This window comes from Paenibacillus sp. J31R109 (assembly GCF_059692055.1).
This window is the reverse complement of record NZ_JCAUAR010000001.1, coordinates 1015095-1035030: the sequence shown is the minus strand read 5'-3', so window position 1 is coordinate 1035030 and position 19936 is coordinate 1015095. Positions and strand designations below refer to the sequence as shown.

At 45.1% G+C, this 19936-nt stretch carries 14 protein-coding genes; 1 reads left to right on the top strand and 13 read right to left on the bottom strand.

Annotated features, from left to right (window positions below):
* Positions 1-624 precede the first annotated feature (624 nt).
* The 13 genes from AC58QT_RS04710 to AC58QT_RS04650 all read right to left on the bottom strand — a co-directional run bounded on the left by AC58QT_RS04710 (position 625) and on the right by AC58QT_RS04650 (position 18814).
* Positions 625-936 carry a hypothetical protein gene (locus AC58QT_RS04710; protein WP_497407908.1) on the bottom strand — a complete coding sequence of 104 codons (312 nt, stop codon included), beginning with the start codon at positions 934-936 and terminating at the stop codon, positions 625-627.
* Between the two features lie 40 nt (positions 937-976).
* Complete coding sequence (locus tag AC58QT_RS04705) at positions 977-1225, bottom strand: hypothetical protein (protein WP_497407907.1); 249 nt, start codon at positions 1223-1225, stop codon at positions 977-979.
* A 103-nt stretch (positions 1226-1328) separates the two neighbouring features.
* Positions 1329-2051, bottom strand: a complete 723-nt coding sequence (locus AC58QT_RS04700; RefSeq protein WP_497407906.1) for a metallophosphoesterase family protein — start codon at positions 2049-2051, stop codon at positions 1329-1331.
* Positions 2052-2284: 233 nt separating this feature from the next.
* Positions 2285-2560: a stage II sporulation protein P gene (locus AC58QT_RS04695; protein WP_497408088.1), complete on the bottom strand. Its 276-nt coding sequence runs from the start codon at positions 2558-2560 to the stop codon at positions 2285-2287.
* A gap of 140 nt (positions 2561-2700) precedes the next feature.
* A complete protein-coding gene (locus AC58QT_RS04690) occupies positions 2701-2850 on the bottom strand; it encodes a hypothetical protein (RefSeq protein ID WP_497407905.1) in 150 nt (49 codons plus the stop codon).
* 198 nt (positions 2851-3048) lie between these two features.
* Entirely contained in the window at positions 3049-3819 is a 771-nt protein-coding gene (locus tag AC58QT_RS04685; RefSeq protein ID WP_497407904.1) for a sugar phosphate isomerase/epimerase family protein, read from the bottom strand.
* 1 nt (position 3820) lies between these two features.
* Positions 3821-6382 (bottom strand): glycoside hydrolase family 2 protein, encoded by a 2562-nt coding sequence (locus AC58QT_RS04680; protein WP_497407903.1) that lies wholly within the window; start codon positions 6380-6382, stop codon positions 3821-3823.
* On the bottom strand, positions 6363-7493 hold the full coding sequence (locus tag AC58QT_RS04675) for an SGNH/GDSL hydrolase family protein (RefSeq protein ID WP_497407902.1): 1131 nt from the start codon (positions 7491-7493) through the stop codon (positions 6363-6365). Before AC58QT_RS04675 ends, AC58QT_RS04680 begins: the two co-directional genes overlap by 20 nt.
* Before the next feature lie 155 nt (positions 7494-7648).
* Positions 7649-8719 carry a Gfo/Idh/MocA family protein gene (locus AC58QT_RS04670; RefSeq protein ID WP_497407901.1) on the bottom strand — a complete coding sequence of 357 codons (1071 nt, stop codon included), beginning with the start codon at positions 8717-8719 and terminating at the stop codon, positions 7649-7651.
* Positions 8720-8764: 45 nt separating this feature from the next.
* Positions 8765-15262, bottom strand: coding sequence for an OmpL47-type beta-barrel domain-containing protein (locus tag AC58QT_RS04665; RefSeq protein ID WP_497407900.1), 6498 nt, complete (start codon positions 15260-15262; stop codon positions 8765-8767).
* Positions 15263-15365: 103 nt separating this feature from the next.
* Positions 15366-16919, bottom strand: a complete 1554-nt coding sequence (locus tag AC58QT_RS04660) for an ABC transporter substrate-binding protein (RefSeq protein ID WP_497407899.1) — start codon at positions 16917-16919, stop codon at positions 15366-15368.
* Positions 16920-16990: 71 nt separating this feature from the next.
* Positions 16991-17899: a carbohydrate ABC transporter permease gene (locus tag AC58QT_RS04655; RefSeq protein ID WP_497407898.1), complete on the bottom strand. Its 909-nt coding sequence runs from the start codon at positions 17897-17899 to the stop codon at positions 16991-16993.
* A 12-nt stretch (positions 17900-17911) separates the two neighbouring features.
* On the bottom strand, positions 17912-18814 hold the full coding sequence (locus AC58QT_RS04650) for an ABC transporter permease (RefSeq protein WP_497407897.1): 903 nt from the start codon (positions 18812-18814) through the stop codon (positions 17912-17914).
* Positions 18815-19075: 261 nt separating this feature from the next.
* Between AC58QT_RS04650 and AC58QT_RS04645 the strand changes: the two genes are divergently transcribed.
* The gene (locus AC58QT_RS04645) at positions 19076-19927 is read left to right on the top strand and encodes an AraC family transcriptional regulator (protein WP_497407896.1); all 852 of its coding nucleotides are present in this window, start codon (positions 19076-19078) and stop codon (positions 19925-19927) included.
* Positions 19928-19936 lie beyond the last annotated feature (9 nt).

Here is a 19936-nt window from a genome sequence, read left to right as displayed (position 1 = left end):
AATCAGAATTCTTCTGATTGAGGGATATCGGGTTAGTTTTCATCCTTATTATTGTCATATGGTTCGCGATCTTCATCGTAATACATGATTTGAACACCTCCTTGAGCATAAGATAGTTTCATTATAGACAATGTTTATGAACGGGGAATTAACTTGAATGTATTGTAAATGTAAAAAAATAAGCTGATATGAATCCAATCGGGTTTGAACAATTATTGGTAAATAACTTTACCAAAAAGAAGCATAATATCATACATACAAATTCCATTTAGTTAGTCATCGGTTTCACGGTCGGGGGGTTTTGAAATAAAGAAAGTAGCGACGCGCGAGGCTCGAGGCTCGAGGAATATTGACTTGTTCACAAAATCCGTATTTTATACACATGTCTATAATGGCTTTTGAACGGCGCCCGCGCAATGTTTTTGTCGTCGGCGGTTTGTGTCTAACGGCCAATTGCTTATCAACTAATAAATATAAATATCCCATTCTGTACAGCTTGATTATTTATTGTTCTATTAGTATACCGCGTTCCACCAATGTTTTAAGGGAAAGTTACATAGGTGAAAATTTGTGTTTTCATCGAACAAAAAACGAATGTATCCGCTATTTTGCTATCGTTCACAGTTAGCTCAACACAATCTTTTTTACAAATTGAATATCAAATTCCATATCTAGTTTTGGGAATTTTTTCTGTAACATTTCTAATGTTTTGAGGTAATTTTCAGTTCGGAATTTGAAGGCAAGATCATCATAGACCTCTCTCAACCAATCAATTTCAAACTCCGAGCATAAATTAAGAATCTCAATCATTTCTTGTTCATTGTTACCAAATGAATCAACGATCTTCGCCCTCCTAGGATCATTCTCGTGAAGCAGTGTTCTTTCAAATATCAATCTTTTCACTTCAAAATATTCTTTAATATTAACCCTCCTCATTCCCCTAGTAGCCTCATAACTAACGTGTCCCGCCGTTAGGTTAATCTCCTTGCGTATTTTTTGCCGAAACAGCGTACCATTTTAAATCCTCAGATCTTGTATAATTTGTGTAAGGGTAGCGATATTCATAAAGAACCTTTCCATTTTCATTAAAAGCCTTTGCGTTAAAATCATTCCACGGGAATGATTTATCCCAATAAAATGTAATCGGCACATTTAACTCGGCTTTCTTCCTAAGTCTGTTCCCCTCAGGTCCAACCTCTAAATATGATATCTGGGGATCATTCAATGAAACACTTCTTCATAATATTTATTTTGTGATACTAAAGAGAAACTGCTTTAGGTAAGCTCCTACCGAGCTATAGTACGCTCTTTAGTGCAACAAATTGCTTCTAAGTCAATTGCCCACCATGGAATATCTTCAGAATGAATTCCCTTTCAGGAACCTTCAGTTGATGATAAGATTGCAAAAACTCCTTATTGTCGTAGGGCACCTCGATTAACTCTTCGTTAATCGCATTCTCCGTTAACGTAACAATGCCGTATCTTGCGCGCGGTTTATCGTAGCATCCTAGTGATCCAGGATTAAAATATACCCGTTCTCCAGAAACAAAGTGGTGAACGATATGATGATGTCCGAAGCATACCAACTTATACTCCGTTACTTTATAGAGTTGATCCAAACTTTGTGTTGTAGGGTTGCTGTCAATAGACATAAACCATCCATCTTGACTGAGGTGATAATGACTGAAAAGTAATTGTTTATCGAAATGATTGGCGATTAACTGTTTTGGCCATTTGCTCATCAATTCGATGTACGAAGGGTTGATTCTGTCGGCCAACCACTGGTGATGGTGCCTTTCATTTTCGTGCCCTTTTGGAGCCTCTTCACCATGAAAAGCGGCAATTACTGCTACATCATGATTTCCCACAACGAAAGAAACATCAGTTTGTGACAATAACAATTCAAGGACTTCGTTAGAATCGGGGCCAATGCCGACTACATCCCCCAGACAATAAATATAATCAACACCTCTGGAAGAAATATCACGAAGCACTGCCGCTAATGCGGGGCTGTTTCCATGAATATCGGTTATTACCGCTAATTTTATCATTTGTACCTCCAACAAGTTTCCTGAAGTGGATTCGAGATTAATGCAACAATTTCCTTTATCCTTCTATTTGCTCTGACAACATTCCGCAAATCTGCCCGTTAGGTGAGCGAACTCAGCCAATTGGAACTAAAGTTTGTTTGAACGATAGTTTCTTGTATGATCCCATAAAATAAAAAAACCGCGATTTACGCGGCAATTAATGAGATAATTTTCTTGTCACCCGACATGAGGTTTTACAATACTTCTGCAATCGCTTGAGCTAATATATCAACCGCGCGATATTCTTCTTCAAGGCTATTCTCTGGGCCACCAATTTCAATTACGAGCGAATTTTGCAACAGATCTTGATTATATGACAAACTTGTTTCTGGAGAAGCATCTTTTATTAAAATCTGAGGAAGATCTGGATAATTGGTTTGAATTTTATCATGTAGTGTATTCGCAAACTTTATATTGTTTTGATAATTCTTATTTGATTTAGATACTACAAATTGGACTTTTGCTAGCAGCCGAATGATGAATCGGCTGCCCTTTTTGTATATTGAAGAAAGTTCTCTTAATCACATATTAAAAAATTAATTCTCCAGGCTTTTACAACTCCAGCTGCAACAATCTTCTTATTGAGTATCAGTTAGTATTTCAAAACCTTTTAAATTGTTCCATGTAGCATTTTCTCAAGTCTTACTTTCTCGGATTCGATTTCCTGAATCCTCTCATCCAACTTATTTCTCTCCGCTTCGGTACTCTGTTGCTCATCAATTAGTTCTGCTAGTTTTAGTTCAATTTCGAATTTTGTCATTTAAGTTCAGCCCCTCCTTTAAGGTTGTTGTTAGGCGATAAATCTCATAGCGATGGTTTTGACGTAGGAGTTTGTCCAATTCGGTAGAATTGTCAAAGATCCTTTATGAATGACTAATAGTTTTCTTCTATCCCTCCATTATTTCGTGAAGATATCCCCAGATCCTGCTTGCCATGAGGCATCTCTTTCTTCAGGGGACTATGTGTTCACTCCAAGTCTATCCGCTATTCGGTGCAAGTTCGTTAAGCTAAGCTTGACGCAGTCCATTGGATTGCCTGGGCACACATCCTGCTCCACAACGTACCAGGCAACGCCATTCCCCTCTCCCCATAGCAAAATAGGGTCGAAATCGATCACTCCGGTGCCAATTTCCGCATACGTCCGACTCTCATCGTCGCTCATATCTTTCAAGTGCATCGTAGGCATCCGATGGCTGTACGTACGAATAAATGCAGCCGGATCCTGCCCGGCTTTCTGCACCCAATACACATCAACTTCCGCCAGTACAGCATTATCTGCAGAAGGCTCAAGTAAGTATTCCAAAGCGTTCGTTCCATCGATGCTAGTTTCAAACTCAAACGCATGGTTGTGAAAGCTGAGAGTAAAGCCATCCGGCTGTATTTGCTTCGCAATCTCATTCAATCCATTCCGAAATTGTTGATAGCCTTCCTCATTCCGGAGCTCATGGGGGACAGAGGGACAGATTAAGGTAGTCGTTTTAAAAAGTCGTGCCTCCTTAAGCACACTCTCTAGCTCACTGCTTAAACGCTGAAAGGAAACATGCATCCCCGCCGTTTGTAAACCAGTTTCTTGCAGCACGTCAGCAATTTCCTCTGCCGAGTAACTATGCAGACCTGCCAGTTCAACCCCTGCCCAACCCATCTGTTTCAGTTCTCTTAGCACCCCTGGAAAATCCTGCTCACATTCGTTACGCAAGGTATACAGTTGCACCGCAAATTTCTGCTTCATTTTAAACGCCGCCTTCTTTCTTATGTAGTGTGATTGATCGTGGTAGAATCTGATCTGTTGTGAGCGAAATCTCCCCATGCCGAATCGTAATGTCCCGTTTCTCGCCTGGGAGCAAGTCGAAATATTCGTCACTCAATTGCATCGTTTCGTCCAATCCAAAATGCACCGCATGCGCAAAGACTTCGCTTGAAACCGTGCAGCGGATTTGTCCTGGTTCGATGGCATGAATGTTGGACACCTTTACTTGTGAGTCAGGCAAAATGAGATTGCGAACCACTTCGTTTAATATCACAGCTGGGAGTATCTCGCTGGATTCACTTAACGTTCTGACAAAGATACACGCCTCTCTTGAAAGATAGGAAGGTGTTGCCCATTGCAGAATGACTTCCCGTGAGAATGGCTGGAGTTCAACCTTTACCTGCATCGATTGCTTCTCGCTTCCATCATAGTAGATAAGCCCGTATTCTAGGACTTCACGGATAACCGAGCTAGTTTCATTGAAAGCTGTAAGCTGAATCATCCCATCTTGCTCACGTAAAATAAGTTTCACCGGTGCTAATGCCCTTTTCACAAAATAATATGAGATTTTACGCGTTAGGTAATAATCAATGATCGACCAGCCAACCTCCCCCCAGCAGTCATTGTACATCCAGAATAATGCGCCAGAACAAAACAACTTAGAGCGTATCGCCTCAAGTGAATACCCTAGCATGACACCTTGACATAAGCCTGCGTATAGCAAGTAATCGTCGATGCCCAAATGTACGGTACCCACATAATGCTTATGAATGCCAGCAAGTACCGTCTCTTTTTCGAAAATATTCGTATGAAGCTGCCAAGTCTTACCCACGCGATCCAGTTGCTGACCATGATGGTAGATTTCCGTGGATGTATTCCGGCAGGGGCCGATGTATCCGTATTCCGAGACAAACTTAGCCTCCACCTTGTCATATTCCTTGGGTGTAATGCGCTTCTCCATGTCGGCATGCATCATGCAATCATTCCAATGATGCGTATCGCCGGCTTGTTTGCCATTCGGGTGCTCACCACCGTAAGGTGAGCTGTTCCAATAGGGAATTGACGGGCAATTCTGCTGGACAATGCGTGGCGCGATGTCATTGTAACAGGCTGCTCCCCCATAGAAAGCAGCAGCTTCTGTCTCATTCCACCATTCCTCAAAGCCCCAATGATTCTCATTGTTGCCGCACCATAGCGCGAGCGCACAATGATTGCGTAGCCTCCGCGTCTGGTAATCCATCTCCCGCTCTACTTCGTTCCGAAACCATGCCAAGTGATCTGGATATTTCGCACAGGTGAACATGAAATCATGCCAAATCAGAATGCCGTACTCATCACATTTGTTATAGAAAATATCTTTTTCATAGATACCCCCTCCCCACACACGTAGCATGTTGAAGTTGGCTTCCTTCGCTTCACTCAGCAATGCCTCATATTTGGCATCCGTAACCCGCGCATAGATGGAATCAGCCGGTATCCAATTTCCCCCTTTACTGAAGAGTGCAACACCGTTGATTTCAAAAGTAAATGTACGTTCATCCTGACTCTCAGGGATTTTATTCATATTTAGATTCAGTGTGCGTATACCTACCGAAAAAGTCGGATATGTCACAAGATGCGTAGTCGTCTGCAGCGTTGCCTGAATCGTGTACAGTGGCTGCTCGCCCATTCCATTTGGCCACCATAGCTTGGCTTCAGGCACCACCATCGGAATTTTCACATAATTTAGCCCAGAACGAAGACAACAATCTTTCTGAATGATCTGTAAAGAAGTCCCCTGGAAAAGAAGTTCCAGCTTCAGCTCCGTTTCTAACGTTTGAAAAGGGTGCAGATTCACAAGCTCTAATTGAAACTGTACGTGTGCAGCTTTGCTCACAGCATCTAAGCTTGTTGTTGTGACATGAATATCGCGAATTTGAAAACCATGGCCGAATTCCATACTCACCTCACCCATGATCCCGCATGTCGCAACTCTGGGTCCCCAATCCCAACCAAATACATATTGCGGCTTGCGCAGCATGCCACGACGATGGTCGCCTCTATGCCCGATCTGCTCGTTCTCATACACCACTTTCGCCTCGCGAATGAGGGCAAGATCATTCTCCGAACAGTGCTCCAAACCTGTGGTAACACGCACAAAAAGTTGATTAACCCCTTGCTGTACCTTATCTTTCACATCACAAGCAAATGGATAAAAAGCGCTGCGATGATGGCCCAGATGACAATCATTCAACCAGATGTCGGCTTCTACATCCAAAGATTCAAATCCAAGAATGATTTGGTCGGTCAGCAGCTGTTCATCCGTCAGCATAAAAGATTTCTTAAACCACCAAGAGCGGTCCTCCATCCATTCACTCGCAAAACATTGATCTGCTATTAGCGGCTCCGCGATGATCCCTTGTGCGATGAGCGGCATATGCACATCACAAGGCAAATCGGACATGAGCCAATTCTGTTGCTTATTTTTAACTTGAAAATAATCGGCAGCCTGACGATAGAGTGGTTCCCACGTTAGCTGCCAGTCTTCATTTAAAAGTAGTTTCATCCTCTTGCACCTCTTTCTTTACGATTCCGATAAGTCCCAAATGAAAATTCGTCCCGGTGCATTCCTCTCGATTGCCGTGAACAACTTCCAGTTCAACATGATGCAGCCCTTCCTCCAGATCATGCGCAAGCCAGTAGATGCGGAACCATCCTCCGTCATTGCACCAGCTAGGCCGATCCCGACAAGTCGTGATTGCTGGACTCCCGTCGAGTTGATACGTGAATTCTGCGGACCTTTTGCCAAAATCGAAAGCTAGCGCCACTCCCGTGCCTGTAAATGAAAAGGATAGCTTCGCGCCGATTGCTGCCGTGGTCAAAATCTGATCAACCCTAGGCATGTGAGCCGCTGCTCGTCTAATCATCCAAGGGCCTTCCAATTGGACTTCTTCAAAGGAGAGCGTACTCACATTCCCCCAATGATGCGGATTTAACGGCGTTGCGAGCGATCTAGAGGTCACTTCGCTATCCAGATCTGAATCCGTTAATAATTCTTTTTCCAAAAAAGAGATGACACATTGTCCATAACTCAGACTGCCTCTGTGCCTAGGATGCAGCCCATCTGGCAGCCATTCCTCCCAAGTCATAAGGCCTTTCTTCACTTCCTGCAAGGCGTGCTGTCCCACCCAAACTGAGCTGATACCGTAATGCACTGCTAACTCTTCGAATTCAGCGATACTAGCAGGAACCTTACCCTGTGACATGTCCTCGTACATTTTCTGGCTATAGGTATAGATAATCACAAGTTCACTACGTCCGTCTGCCAGCAGTTTACGGATCAATCCCTCTCTGGCACGCATCCGCTGTTCGGAAGGGGTAAGGTAGTCATTGACAGCAAATTCAATAAAAATCAGATCACATTTGCGGTTAATCAAATCTCGCTCTGCACGAAATACAGCCAAATCGCTCCCAGTCGCACCAATCGCTGAATTTTCCACCGTAATGCGTGCGTGGGGAAAAGATTCAACAAACCAACGCGCGACTGGCTCTGGCCAATTCGACAACGCGCTGCCATCTTCTGTAATAGATCCACCAATGAACCCCAACGTCAAATGTCCTGTTTGCAGTTTCTTGCTTACTTGTGATAAATGATTTCGAACTTGTATCGTCTCCATGTTGTATTCATCTCCACTTGAATTTCGAGTATATTTAATTTAAAAGTAGCGAAAACGCTCCTAAATGTATACTTTGAATTACGTAGATTCTTCTAAAAATGGTTAATAAAAGACCGAAACCACCTAATATGGGGTGGAATTCGGTCTTTTCCTAATTACTGCTGAATGGCATCCATAATCATTCCAAAAATAATTAAATCCTGCAAGTAATCCTCAGGGTTCGTTTTAGGCGATATCCCCTTCGTGACGACTTCATGGAAGTATTCCAACTCAACCACATAAGCATCCTTGTAGGTCGGTCGGACCGTTGAGCGATCAAAGCTGTCCCCAATCGTCTCACTGATATGCAGCGTCGTTGGCAACTGTCTAATATACGGGGTATCGTATTGGACTAGAATCGACTTATTCTCGCCAAATACCTCGATATGTCCATCAAATCTGCCTTGTTGGTCCATACCTGTTTCAAAGGTCATGTTAAAACCATCATATTCAAAGATCGCATTCTTGAATCGTCCCCCCAACCATGAGGATGCTGCTTTGACGCGGAGTGGCATGCCAATTAACTCTCGCATGGCCGAAATGTCATGACTGTTTAGACCCAGTAATAAACCGTAAGCGCCATACATCTCATCTGGCAAATCGCCAATTGCCTCTTTCATTAATCTGGCATTCCGCTCTTTGCGATCCTGTGCGGCTTGGGCAGGAATATCATTAAAACGATAAATAGGGCTAGATTGACGCGTGAAAAATTGATTAGGACCAATGATGTCCCGTACACGAGCATAAATGATCGGTCCTAATGTCTTAACCTCCTCGAGCGCCTGAAGATAGGCCGGAGCAAAACGCCGCATATAGCCTACCATGACATGTGCGCGTGATGCGTCGCGCGCTTGAATAATGGCATTCGCCTCACCTTGCGTAATGCACATGGGCTTTTCTACAAATACGTGAATGTTCTTATTCAATGCTGCAATTGTACATTCCGTGTGATATTCCATATTATTCAGTACAAAGACAGCGTCAAGATCAGTCTGTTCCAACATATCCGACATGTTCAGATATAAATGCTTCACGCGATACTTCTCCCCAATCTTGGCTAACAGTTGCTGGGAAATATCACAAATTGCCTCGATCTCATAAAGCTCCGACAGGGACTCCAGTATCGGCAAATGAACCATTTGCGCAACTTCTCCTAAACCGATAATACCTACTTTTATCTTGGCCACTTTGAAAAGCTCCTTTTTGATGGTTTCTTGTTTAGTTACCTTTTTTCAATATTGGAAAACAACAACTGGATCTACACCAATATCACGGGTATTTTCCTTCGTCGTGCCGCCATACGTTATGCTAAAGGTATAACTGGCGGGCAGTAATTCTTTGCTAACCTCTCCTGATGTTGCAGGTCCGAGGTTCTGCCAGCTTCCCCCCGAGTAGAACTTTGCAGTTCCACCACTCAGCGGATTACCAGTACTGTCTTTCAGTTGCAGGGTAGCTTTCACCGTATGGAAGCTGACAACAGGGTTCACAGCTGTACTTTGAACTGTCTCCAGGCGCTTTCCTGCATACGTCAATCCGAACGTATACGTATCCGCGAGCAATTCCTTGCTGATTTCACCACCAACCGTCGTGCCCATTGGCTTCCAACTACCTCCTGAATAGTAGTCAACAACGGCTCCATCAAGTGGATTGCCTTGGCTGTCTCTCAACTGCACGCTCGCTTTCACTGTGCTAAAAACAACGTTGCTGCTGGCAGCCGTATTCTGAACGATTTCCTTGTATTTCCCATCATAGGTCATCCCGATCGTATACGTATCAGGGAATACTTCCATGTTTACTTTTCCGCCTGCCGTCGTGCCCAGTGTCCGCCAACTGCCGGAGGAGAGAAACTTTACGGTGCCGCCATCTAACGGGTTACCCTGGCTGTCTTGCAGCTGTACTGGAACCAACTCCGTCTGAAAACCAACAGTAGCATTCGTACTAATGTCTTGCGAAAGCTGCTTCGTTTTCCCTTCGTACGTCATGGAGAAGAGATAGCTCTTCTCCCCTAACGACTTACGGATAGAGCCGGAAGCATCGGTTACGCCAAACTCTTTCCAAGTGCCATCCAAATATTTAACAGTTCCGCCGCTTAACGGATTGCCGGTGCTGTCTGTGAGCTGAACCTTCACCGCTGTAGCGGCGAGATTGAAGCTTATGCTCTTGGCTGTCTCGCTGTTGCCCGCTACGTCGGTCGCACGGTACTGGAGCGTATACGCCCCCTGCTTATCGAAGGTAAGCGCAGCAGTGTAAGGCGTCCATGTCACTCCGTTATTCACGCTATAGACGACCTGACCGACGTCGGATAAGCTATCAGAAGCATTTAGCGTAAGCATAACTGGATTGATGTAAGTACCGTTAGGTCCATCTGGCGTTGATGGGGCAACGACAGCCGTTGTTGTTGGAACCGTACTGTCGATTCGGACAGTGACGGTTTGGGTCGCTTCCTGATTGCCAGCCAAGTCCTTGCTGTAAAAATCCAGTGTGTGCGGACCTTCGGCAGCGATGGAGATCGTATTCCCAGTCACATAAGCGCTGTGATCCAAGCTGTAGTACGTACCTGCGACGCCACTTCCCGAATCGCTCGCCGTCAAGTGAACAACCTGAGCCGTTGTCTGCCAGCCGGACGGCGCATCACTGACAGTAACGGGAGGCACATCATCGACGGTCAATGGTCTGATCTCCACATCATCAACATAGAACGGAGTGCCGTTACCCTGAGTTTCGGTGTATAAAAACATGGTTGTTTCAGTTACAACACCCGTTTCATTAATAATCAGGCTCCCTTGCACTTGTTTCCATTCTGTAGCATTTAGGGATGGACTGACGAACATAATATACTGTTTAACCACAGGATTACCGTCTAGTTTATACTGCAAGCCGATCCTGATCGTCTCAGTGGAAGTAGGAGCAGATGCCAGTTTCGCCCAGGTTGAATAGTAATAGGGTTTGCCTTTTACAAGTGGGACAGGAAATTTAACGCCTCCGTATTTATCGGTCTTCGTCAACAGTAAGGACTGCTGGCCCGAATGTTGTTCCGCCGAAGTCAGGGAAGGTACGGCCTGATAAGCGTAGTTAGGAGCCGCTAATATACTGCCTTCCATGCCAGAATCTACAATCAGGTTCGTGCCTTTCACAACGTTCGTCGGTGCTGTTACCGTAACCGAGGCGATAGCTTGCTTACCCGAATCATCCGAAGTTGCTTTAATTTGGGTACTGCCCGTACCTACGGCTGTAACCACCCCGTTGGCATCGACGACCGCCACAATTGGATTTCCGGATTCCCATTTGATGAGCTTATTGGTTGCATTGGCCGGTGTTACCGTCGGGACAAGCGTTTGCTGTGAGCCGAGAGACAAGCTAAGTGAAGTCGGTGTTAGTGACACCCCCGTAACCGCAATCGTAGCATCTACGGTTACGAGCACAGTTGCGACTTTTCCGCCATCTACTGTCGTTGCCGTTACCGTTGCGGTGCCTAAGCTCGAACCATACACCATGCCGTTCACATCCACAGTCGCTACACTTGAATTGCTCGAACGCCAGATCACTTCTTTGTTACTAACATTGACTGGTGTGTATTGCGGAATGAATGCCTTGGTTTTACCTAGACCTACCGTGGTTGCCGTCGCATTCAAGCTAATATCTGCAGGATGAATCCAAGCCGAATTTCCCGAATCCGTCATCGGTTTAAGCGATACATCATCGACATAATAAATGCTGCCCGGACCATTCGGATTACTGTACTCCGTGTAGAGGAACATCAGAACGTTTGATACGACCCCTGATTCCTGAATGGTGTAAGTGCCTTCGACCTGCGTCCAGTCTCCCGCCTTCAAGCCAGGACTTGTAAACATAATGAATTGCTTGGGAGGTCCCCCGTCCAGATTATATTGGAGACCGAGCCTCAGCGGTTCGTTCGTTGTCGCACCATTCACTAATTTCGCCCATGCGGAGTACTTATAAGCCTTCCCTTTTTCCACACTTATCGGAAATTTAATGCCTCCGTAACGCGTCGTTTTCGTGATTTTTACCGACTGATGACCGCTATGAAATTGACTCGTATCTTTGGCAAACGTCGCATCCGACATTCCGAATTGAGACGATAGACTTCCTTCAAATCCCGGGTCATCAATCAGATTATCCCCTTTGACAGCAACCGTCGGCGTAATTTCCAATTGAACGGAATCCAGACTGAAAGCTCCGGAAGTCGTCGTTGGCACCACTTGAATCTGTTTAATAGTCCCCGTCCACGCAGCGAAGCTTGACGTATCGAATACATATTCCCGATAGACGGCATCGTTCGGGAGGATAAAAGACGAGAGCATTTTCGCCTCATTCCAAGTGCTATCCGCGGTTGTCGTAAAATAAATCTTCGCCTCGTTGCCGCTTGTCAGGTTGTTCATTCGGACGCGAATCCGCCTGATATCAGAAGCCGCAAATTCCAAATTGTTCGGTGAAAGAATCGTTGGCTGGACACTTCCCGATATCCCGTTAGAAGTTCCGCTGAAGACGCCATTGGCAACGGTTGGATTCGTGATTTGGCTGTTGGCCGTCCAACCGCCGCTCGTCGCAAAATCCCATGTGACCGCCGTTGGATACACATCCACTTTTTGCTCTGCTGCATTCCACTTAGCTATCGCGCCAAAAGCTTGATGAAGATAACTAAGCGGCACCGTCACCGTTCCGTTCGCCAGCTTGACAGGCGCATGCTCTAACGTAATGGCCTGACTTCCCTTGTAGGCGATGCTATCGCCAACCTTCACTTTATAGACAACGTTATCTTTCACTGCCAACAGGGTATTGGTCGCAGGATCCCATTCCGGCTTCGCTCCGATTTGCAGGTAGGCCTCTTTCATAGGAAGCATCACGATGCCGTCCTGCAGAAGAGCCGGCTGACTGAACGGTTTGTAAACGCCGTCGACGTAAGTCCGAATACCAGGCTGCGGGGAATACATGGTTCGAATATAATCAATGCTAATGGGTCCTATGGCGGAAATCGGATCGATCCGCATTTGCCGAATCGTCCCCGTCCAGTTCTTGTTTCTCCACGCCTCAATGACATATTCCGTATAATTACTATCCAACGGATTTACATAGAAGCCGACAGCCTTAGCCTCATTCCAAGTGCCATCTGCCTCTGTCGTAAAGAAGAAGCGGCCGTCGATATCATTCGCGCTGTTCTTCATTCGAATCACGATATAAGGAATATCCTCTGCCTTGATTCCAAGGTGATCAGCAGAACGTATGCCGGGATCGGTATTATTCGTTACCCCAGAAAAGGTGCCGTCCTGTACGGTCACGCCCACAATCTGCTTCTCAACAGTCCAACCCTCTGCATCGCCCGGCGTATTGAATTCCCACATATTCCCGTAGACATTGGCCATCACTGGCTGGGGTTGGTTCAAATTAGGAACGACTCTCCCTGCGGGATACAAGGTATTGATTCGTTCTTTCTGAGTCTGCGTCGGCACGCTGTCCGTATGCGGAACACTGCTTCCAAACACATTGCGAATCGCATCCACATACCCGAAACCGTTCAGCCCCGCAGGCATAATAAAGTGACCTTCTCCAAACTCATTCCAGTTATCCAGCATCACCAACTGCTTGCCAAGACTACCCGCAGGAAGCGATGGCATAAAGCTATCCTTCGTCCACTGCGCCAAAGACTCGAATTCCGACGGCGTCGCATAATAACCGAAGTTCAGGCCCCAAGCCGTATCATCTCTGCCCATGCTCAAACCAGGGATAATATCGATAGCGCCAGTATCCCTTTCCTGCGTCATTTTCAATTTCTGAAATTCTGGATGGCCGCCAAACGAGCCCCAGGAATACGCATACACGCCATCAAAGCCAGCAGCCTTGCGTCTAGCCAGCTGTGCGTAGTCCGTCCCGTTGTATACGTTCAGCAGGATCATATCCCCCAACCCTGCGTTATGCACTTGAAGCCGAAAGTTATCTAGTTCCTCCTTCACATGATCGTTGCCATTGCTGTCTTTGAAAGCATTGAACAACTCATCGTAATTGTAGATCGTGAACACAGGTTTACCGTCAATCTTCAAATAACGCGGATCTTTAAAATAATATTCAATCCAGTACGGAATCAGATTCGTTCGGAAATCTGCAGCATCCTTGACCTTGGAATTGAGATTTTCAAACATAATGGCGAATTGGGTTTGATCGCTATACGCGCCATTAAAATAACCGTTATCCAAAGCATGGGATAAATAAGAATCTTTAATCGGCATCCGATTGGCGTCTCCGCCAAGGGGTCTGAACCAGCAGGACATCTGGAAATCGATGCCGTGCTCTGCCAGCCATTTCGACTCCCAATCCGCCGTCTCCGGGTTGCCTTCGTCGTAGAATCCAAGAAGAGGCGTCCGATCCGGGTAAGGCTGAATCATATCCCACCCCAGATGATGGCCTTCCCGCCACATCGGGCAGCTTTGAACGCCCACTTTCGGAGCGCCCGCGTCCTTACTGACCACAACAGGAGCTGGTACATAGTCAGCCGGGAGGGGCACCGTTTTATACAAGAGAATATCGTCGAGCCACATTTCTCCCCGATACGAGGAGGGGGTCGTGAATTTGATACTGTCAATGGCTGTCACACCTGAAGCGATCGCTATACCTTCCTCTTGAAGCTTATCATTGATATAAATATCCGCTAGAGCCGTCGCCCAGTTCACTTTGATCTGAATATGCGTCCATAGATTCGCTAAATAATCCAATGAGATAGTTTGCCCGCTGCCGTTGACATAAGTCAATTTATCTCCCGCTGTCGTTAATTTGATGACGCTCGTCGTGCCGCTTTTTAACTCAGCTTCCAATCCATCCGCTTTCTGCTTGTAAAGAACCTTGAAGTCGTAAGTAAAATTATCCCCTATCGGCGATATCGTTTTCGATAGACTCATGCTGCCGGTGCTACTAGTCGCATTTAGCTTCATGCTGTTGATATCCGGCTGCGGGGAACTCAGCATGCTGCCTACGGTGATGGCGCCGCCTGACGTTACCGCAGTCCAATCCTGTGGAATTGCACCAGCATCAACAACCGAAATCAGTCTCTCATTGACGACATACCCTTTATAAATTTTCAAAGGACCAAAGAAGAACTCACCCATGGAGGCATCGCCTGTTTTCACTTGAAACTGATTTAGATTCGTTACGGCATTTTTGAAGGGTGCACCGTTCGCCTTCATCACGCCATTGATATAAACGTCTGTCGTATGCGTATTCAGGTTGATAACGAGCTTGATGCCATATTCCTTGTTTGCCTCATAGGTTTGCAGGGGAAGAACGGTCCTGGTGCCCGTCTCCAGACTAAACGTATTGTTTTGCGTAATTAAGCTCACGCCTGCGACGTCATTGCTGAGCAGTTGCCACTTCAAGCCGTCTATAACGGACAAAGGCTTTATTCGAAATTCCATCGTCAAACTACCTTCGCTTTGCGAAACGAATTTCTTATTCATAGAAACGGGCAGCACCGTGCTCGTATCACTGATTTTGAAATTCGTATTGTACAAGCTGACCAGCGCCCCTCCGGCTGCGCGAACATCCCACCCGGATGGCTGACTGTTCCCTGGCGTCAAGGCGGATAAGAACGAGAAATCCTCATCGATTATATACCCAACTTCCGGAGTTGCTCCTTCCGCACGAGCATCCGATGGAACAAACACAGCGTTGAAAGCGCATACAATTAGAGCTGTTACGATCATGCCTAAAAGCTTTTTAATCATCATTAAACTCCCTTTCCTAGTGGATTAATTGGCTTCTTGACAACAATGACACTGCCTAGGTCCAGCAGCGTCATTGTTGTCACAAGAACATGTCGTTAGTTAATTACTTACCTGCCTTCCATGCATCATATTGCTTCTGAATCTCAGCCATTATTTTATCTATACCTGCATCAACCAGTTTCTTCTTCGTATCCTCAACATACTTCGGATAATCCGGCATGGATCCCGTCGTAAAGATCGGGTTTGCCTCTTTATTGACGGCATTGATTTGTGCAATTTCCGTTTTAACCGGCTCGTTATTAAAGACGAATCCGAGCAGACCTGATGCCTTACCGTTGTCGTTTGTTTTTCTCATCGCTTCCAAAGCTTTCGTTGAATTCCAGTTGGAATCCCATTGATCCCAAAGCGGCCCAAGCCAGTTGTGCCAAATCGCCCATGTTTGTTCAGCACCGCTTTTCGCTTCGATCGTTGGGTTAGGATCTTTCACACTACCCGATTTAACCGTGTAATTCTTCCCTTCAACGCCATAAGCAAGTGTATTCAATAAGTACTTGTCACTCCAAATATAATCGAGCAACATCATCGCTCTTTCTGGATTCTTTGACGTTGCACTAATCGCTGTCGCAGCAGCCGTCATGGAAGCAGTTGAAATGGTCGGCTGGGAGCTGAATGTTTCAACAGTTGGGAATCCATACGTGCTCGTCGATTTCGACCCATCCTCGGTATAACCGCCTGAATCGCGCAGTACGGCATATTTCCCGGATTTCGCTTCAGCTAGATAATCGGTCTTGATCGCTGCATCTTTGGCAATATAGCCTTTTTTATAGAAATCATTCATAACACGGTAATTTTCATAATTCTGCGGAATATCAAGGGTCTTGACGAATTTACCTTCTTTCTCACTGAAAGATATCCCACCTACAACGGTTGTATAGTCAGGTAATCCTACGCCAGAAGTCGCGCCATTAGCGGTTGCAATAACTGGAATCATGGTTGGCTCATTTTCTTTAATCGTTTTCAGGAATGGCTCTAAGTCACTGAGACTCTTGACGTTCTTATAATCAAATTTATATTTCTCTACTAAATCTTTCTTAAAAACATAAGCAGATGCCGGACTATAAGGGGTCTGTGCAGGTATCGCCATGATCTTCCCTTTGTAAGTAACAGCTTTCCAAGCGCGAGGATCTACTTTCTTCAAAATATTTTGACCATACTTCTGCAATAAGTCATCGAGGGGCATAAAGGCACCCTTTTGCACATTCGCATTTAAGTTATTGGAAGAATTTGAAGTGAATACAAGATCATAGGGCTCGCCAGCAGCGGATTTTAGCTTGATCTTATCTTCCCAGCCCGCATTATCAATTAAGTTAAATTTTACATTGGCATTCAATTTTTCCTTAATGAGTTTGTTCGCTGCTGCTTCAACCGCTTCCTGATCTTTCATATTGTCGATCGGTTTCGGCATGAACCAGCTAATATCCACATAATCTTTCGTCGGATTCGTACTTGCCGTACTTGCTGCCGTACTAGCAGCTGGGCTTGCGCTTTCATTTGCTTTTTCAGTTGTGGAGCAGCCGCTAATCACAATCGTCGATGCAAGCAAGACGGATGTTCCTGGTACTAACCATTTTGCAGCTTTTGTTTGTTGACCTTTCACGTGGATTGCCTCCCTTATCTTGTCTTTATATAATTTACAGACGCAGCGCATTTCTCCTGCTCCTGAAACTATTAACCTTTGACAGAACCTACCGTTAATCCCTGAACAAAATACTTCTGAAACAGCGGGAAAACAAGCAGCATCGGTCCTGCAGCCAAAATACACATCGCCATGCGAGCAGTTAATGAAGGTACTTGCATACCTGGTTTCACAAGTCCATATTGAATGGCCTCAGCCGAATTCAAATACTCCATATTTTTTAGAACACGAATAAGTAAATATTGCAGCTTCATTAAATTGCTCTGATCCATGTAAAGCAAGGTCAGCCACCAATCATTCCAGTATTGGAGAGCAAAGAACAGGCCTAATGTTGCCAGTGCTGGTTTGGATATTTGCAAAACAATTTGGGTAAATATGCGCAGCTCGCCTGCGCCATCCATTTTAGCTGATTCAATAATGGCATCTGGTATTGTTTGCAAGAAACTTTTCATCAACAGCACGAACCAACCGCTAATCAGATAAGGTAAAATGAGTGCCAGGATGTTGTTACGCAGTCCCAACCATTTCACCATCAGGATATAAGAAGGAACCATCCCTCCATGAAAGAGCATCGTGAAGAAGATGAAAAAGGCAAGGAACGTACGATAGGAATAATCTTTGCGCGAAATCGCATAGGCGTAGGTCGTGGTTACCCACATCCCAATCAAAGAACCGATGATCGTCGTACCGATTGTAACCAGATACGAGTTCAGCAGAACAGTTGGCTCACGCAGAATCACCTTATACGCATCTAACGTAAAGTTTTTGGGGATCATGGAGTAGCCAAATTTGATAATGTCATTTTCCGTTTGAAATGAGGTGCCGATAATGACAAGAAAAGGAAACACACACACCGCACACAACAAAATAAATGAGATATGAATCACTAATTTTCCTATGGTCAGTGTAGGTCGTAACCGAATTGCTTTGTGAGGATTCATAGTCGATGCTCCTTAGAAAAGTGAATTTTCAGGATTAATCCTTCTTACAATCGTATTGGTAATTAAAACGAGGCAAAACCCGACGATCGACTGAAAGAAGCCTGCTGCCGATGCCATTCCGATATCCCCCATATCGATCAGAGAGCGATACACGAAAGTATCAATGACGTCTGTCGTCTGATAAATCAAGGATGAATTCAACGTGACATTGTAGAACAAACCGAAATCACTGTAGCAAATACTTCCGATTTGTAGGATAACCAACATGGTAATCATCGGTTTGATCATCGGGATTGAGATCGAGAATGCTTGGCGGAACTTACTTGCGCCATCAATTTTCGCTGCATCATAATACTCGGCATCAATCCCCATGAGAGCGGCGTAATAGATGACAGATCCATACCCAAGTCCCTTCCAAACTGCTGCAGCTACCAAAATGTACGGCCAATACTGAGGTTCGCTGTACCAGAGGATCGGCGCTTTGCCCATAGCAACCAAGAGGGAGTTGATAACGCCATGATCCATATCAAAAAGGGCCCGAAAGGCAAATCCAGCAACTACCCAGGAAATAAAGTAAGGAATGAACAAAATCGTTTGATACACCTTCACAAAATTTCGACTCAACTCGAATAGCAGTAGGGCAATGACAATCGAAAGGAATGTCCCCAAAATAATGAAAACCGTGTTATACAGGAGCGTATTGCGCAGAACCCTGTACAGCACATTGCCATGAAATAAGAAACCGAAATTGTCTAACCCAACCCACGGGCTATTCCAAATCCCCAAATTGTACTTATAATTTTTAAAAGGAAGCAGTAATCCGTAAAGCGGCACATAATTAAATAGTAAAATCAACAGGAATCCTGGTAGTGCCAGCAGGGTCACTCCGAAATTTTTCTTGAAAATTCTTACCATCCTTCCAACACATCCTAGCTTTGTAATTTTGTCTGCCATCTTGGTCGATATCCCAACTTTAGGGGATGGCCAAGGGAATGTATATTATAAACTAGGTATTTTCCTCCAGAATTGTGTAAGTTCCATTGAGCTAGAATCCTCCAAATCACGTGTTTTCCTCTAACCTTGGTAAGCTTCGCAGGGAAACTGACTTGTCCCCACCTACGAATACGGTTGATATTGTATACTACACACATGGGAAATAAGGAGAGGAGCGTAATTATGCGAAAAGTGCCAGCACCCTATCGCTATATGATCGATGAATTTCTCATGCCATCTTTTCATTTCGGCATCTCCGAGTATGAGGTAAGCCGGTGTCACGGTTTGCATGGCCATGAATTTTTTGAGATGGAGATTATTCTATCTGGAAAAGGTACGCAAATCTTGAACGGTGAGTCGTCCCAACTCGTCCCAGGCTCAATTTACCTTTTAACCCCTGTTGATTTCCATACCATTATTCCTGACCCAGGTTTCCCGCTTCGTTTAATCAATTTGAAATTTACCGAGGAATGGCTTGATGAGGAGCTGCGACTCTTTCTCTTTAAGCAGCCAAACCGCTTGTCCATCCGCTGCGAGTGTGAGCATTTGGTTTACGTACAGAAGGAATGCCGCCGATTATTAGCAGAAAGCATGGAATCTAGAGTCGGCAAAAAACAAGCGATCCGTGCCACGTTGGACAGATTGCTTGTTGATCTACTGCGTATGATTCCGACTGCTCTCCACACTACCATAGAGACTTCTTCCAGCGATGTCCCTGAACGAATCAAACTGCGCAAAGCCTTGAACTATATCGATTTTCATTTTCGTGAACCCATTACATTGAAACAAGCAGCAGCACACACAACATGGAGCCCGAACTATTTTAGCGAAAAATTCAGTATCATCTTCGGTCAATCGTTTCAACAATATGTGCAGGAGCACAGACTTCAATATGCTCATAGGCTGCTGCATAATTCCAGCTTACCTGTTACGGAAATAGCTCTGGCGTCAGGCTTTAATTCTCTGCCTTATTTTATTCGTTGTTTTAAAAGGAAGTATGGGTTCTCTCCGAGTGCTGGACGGCGGGTTACGTGAAGGCGTTCA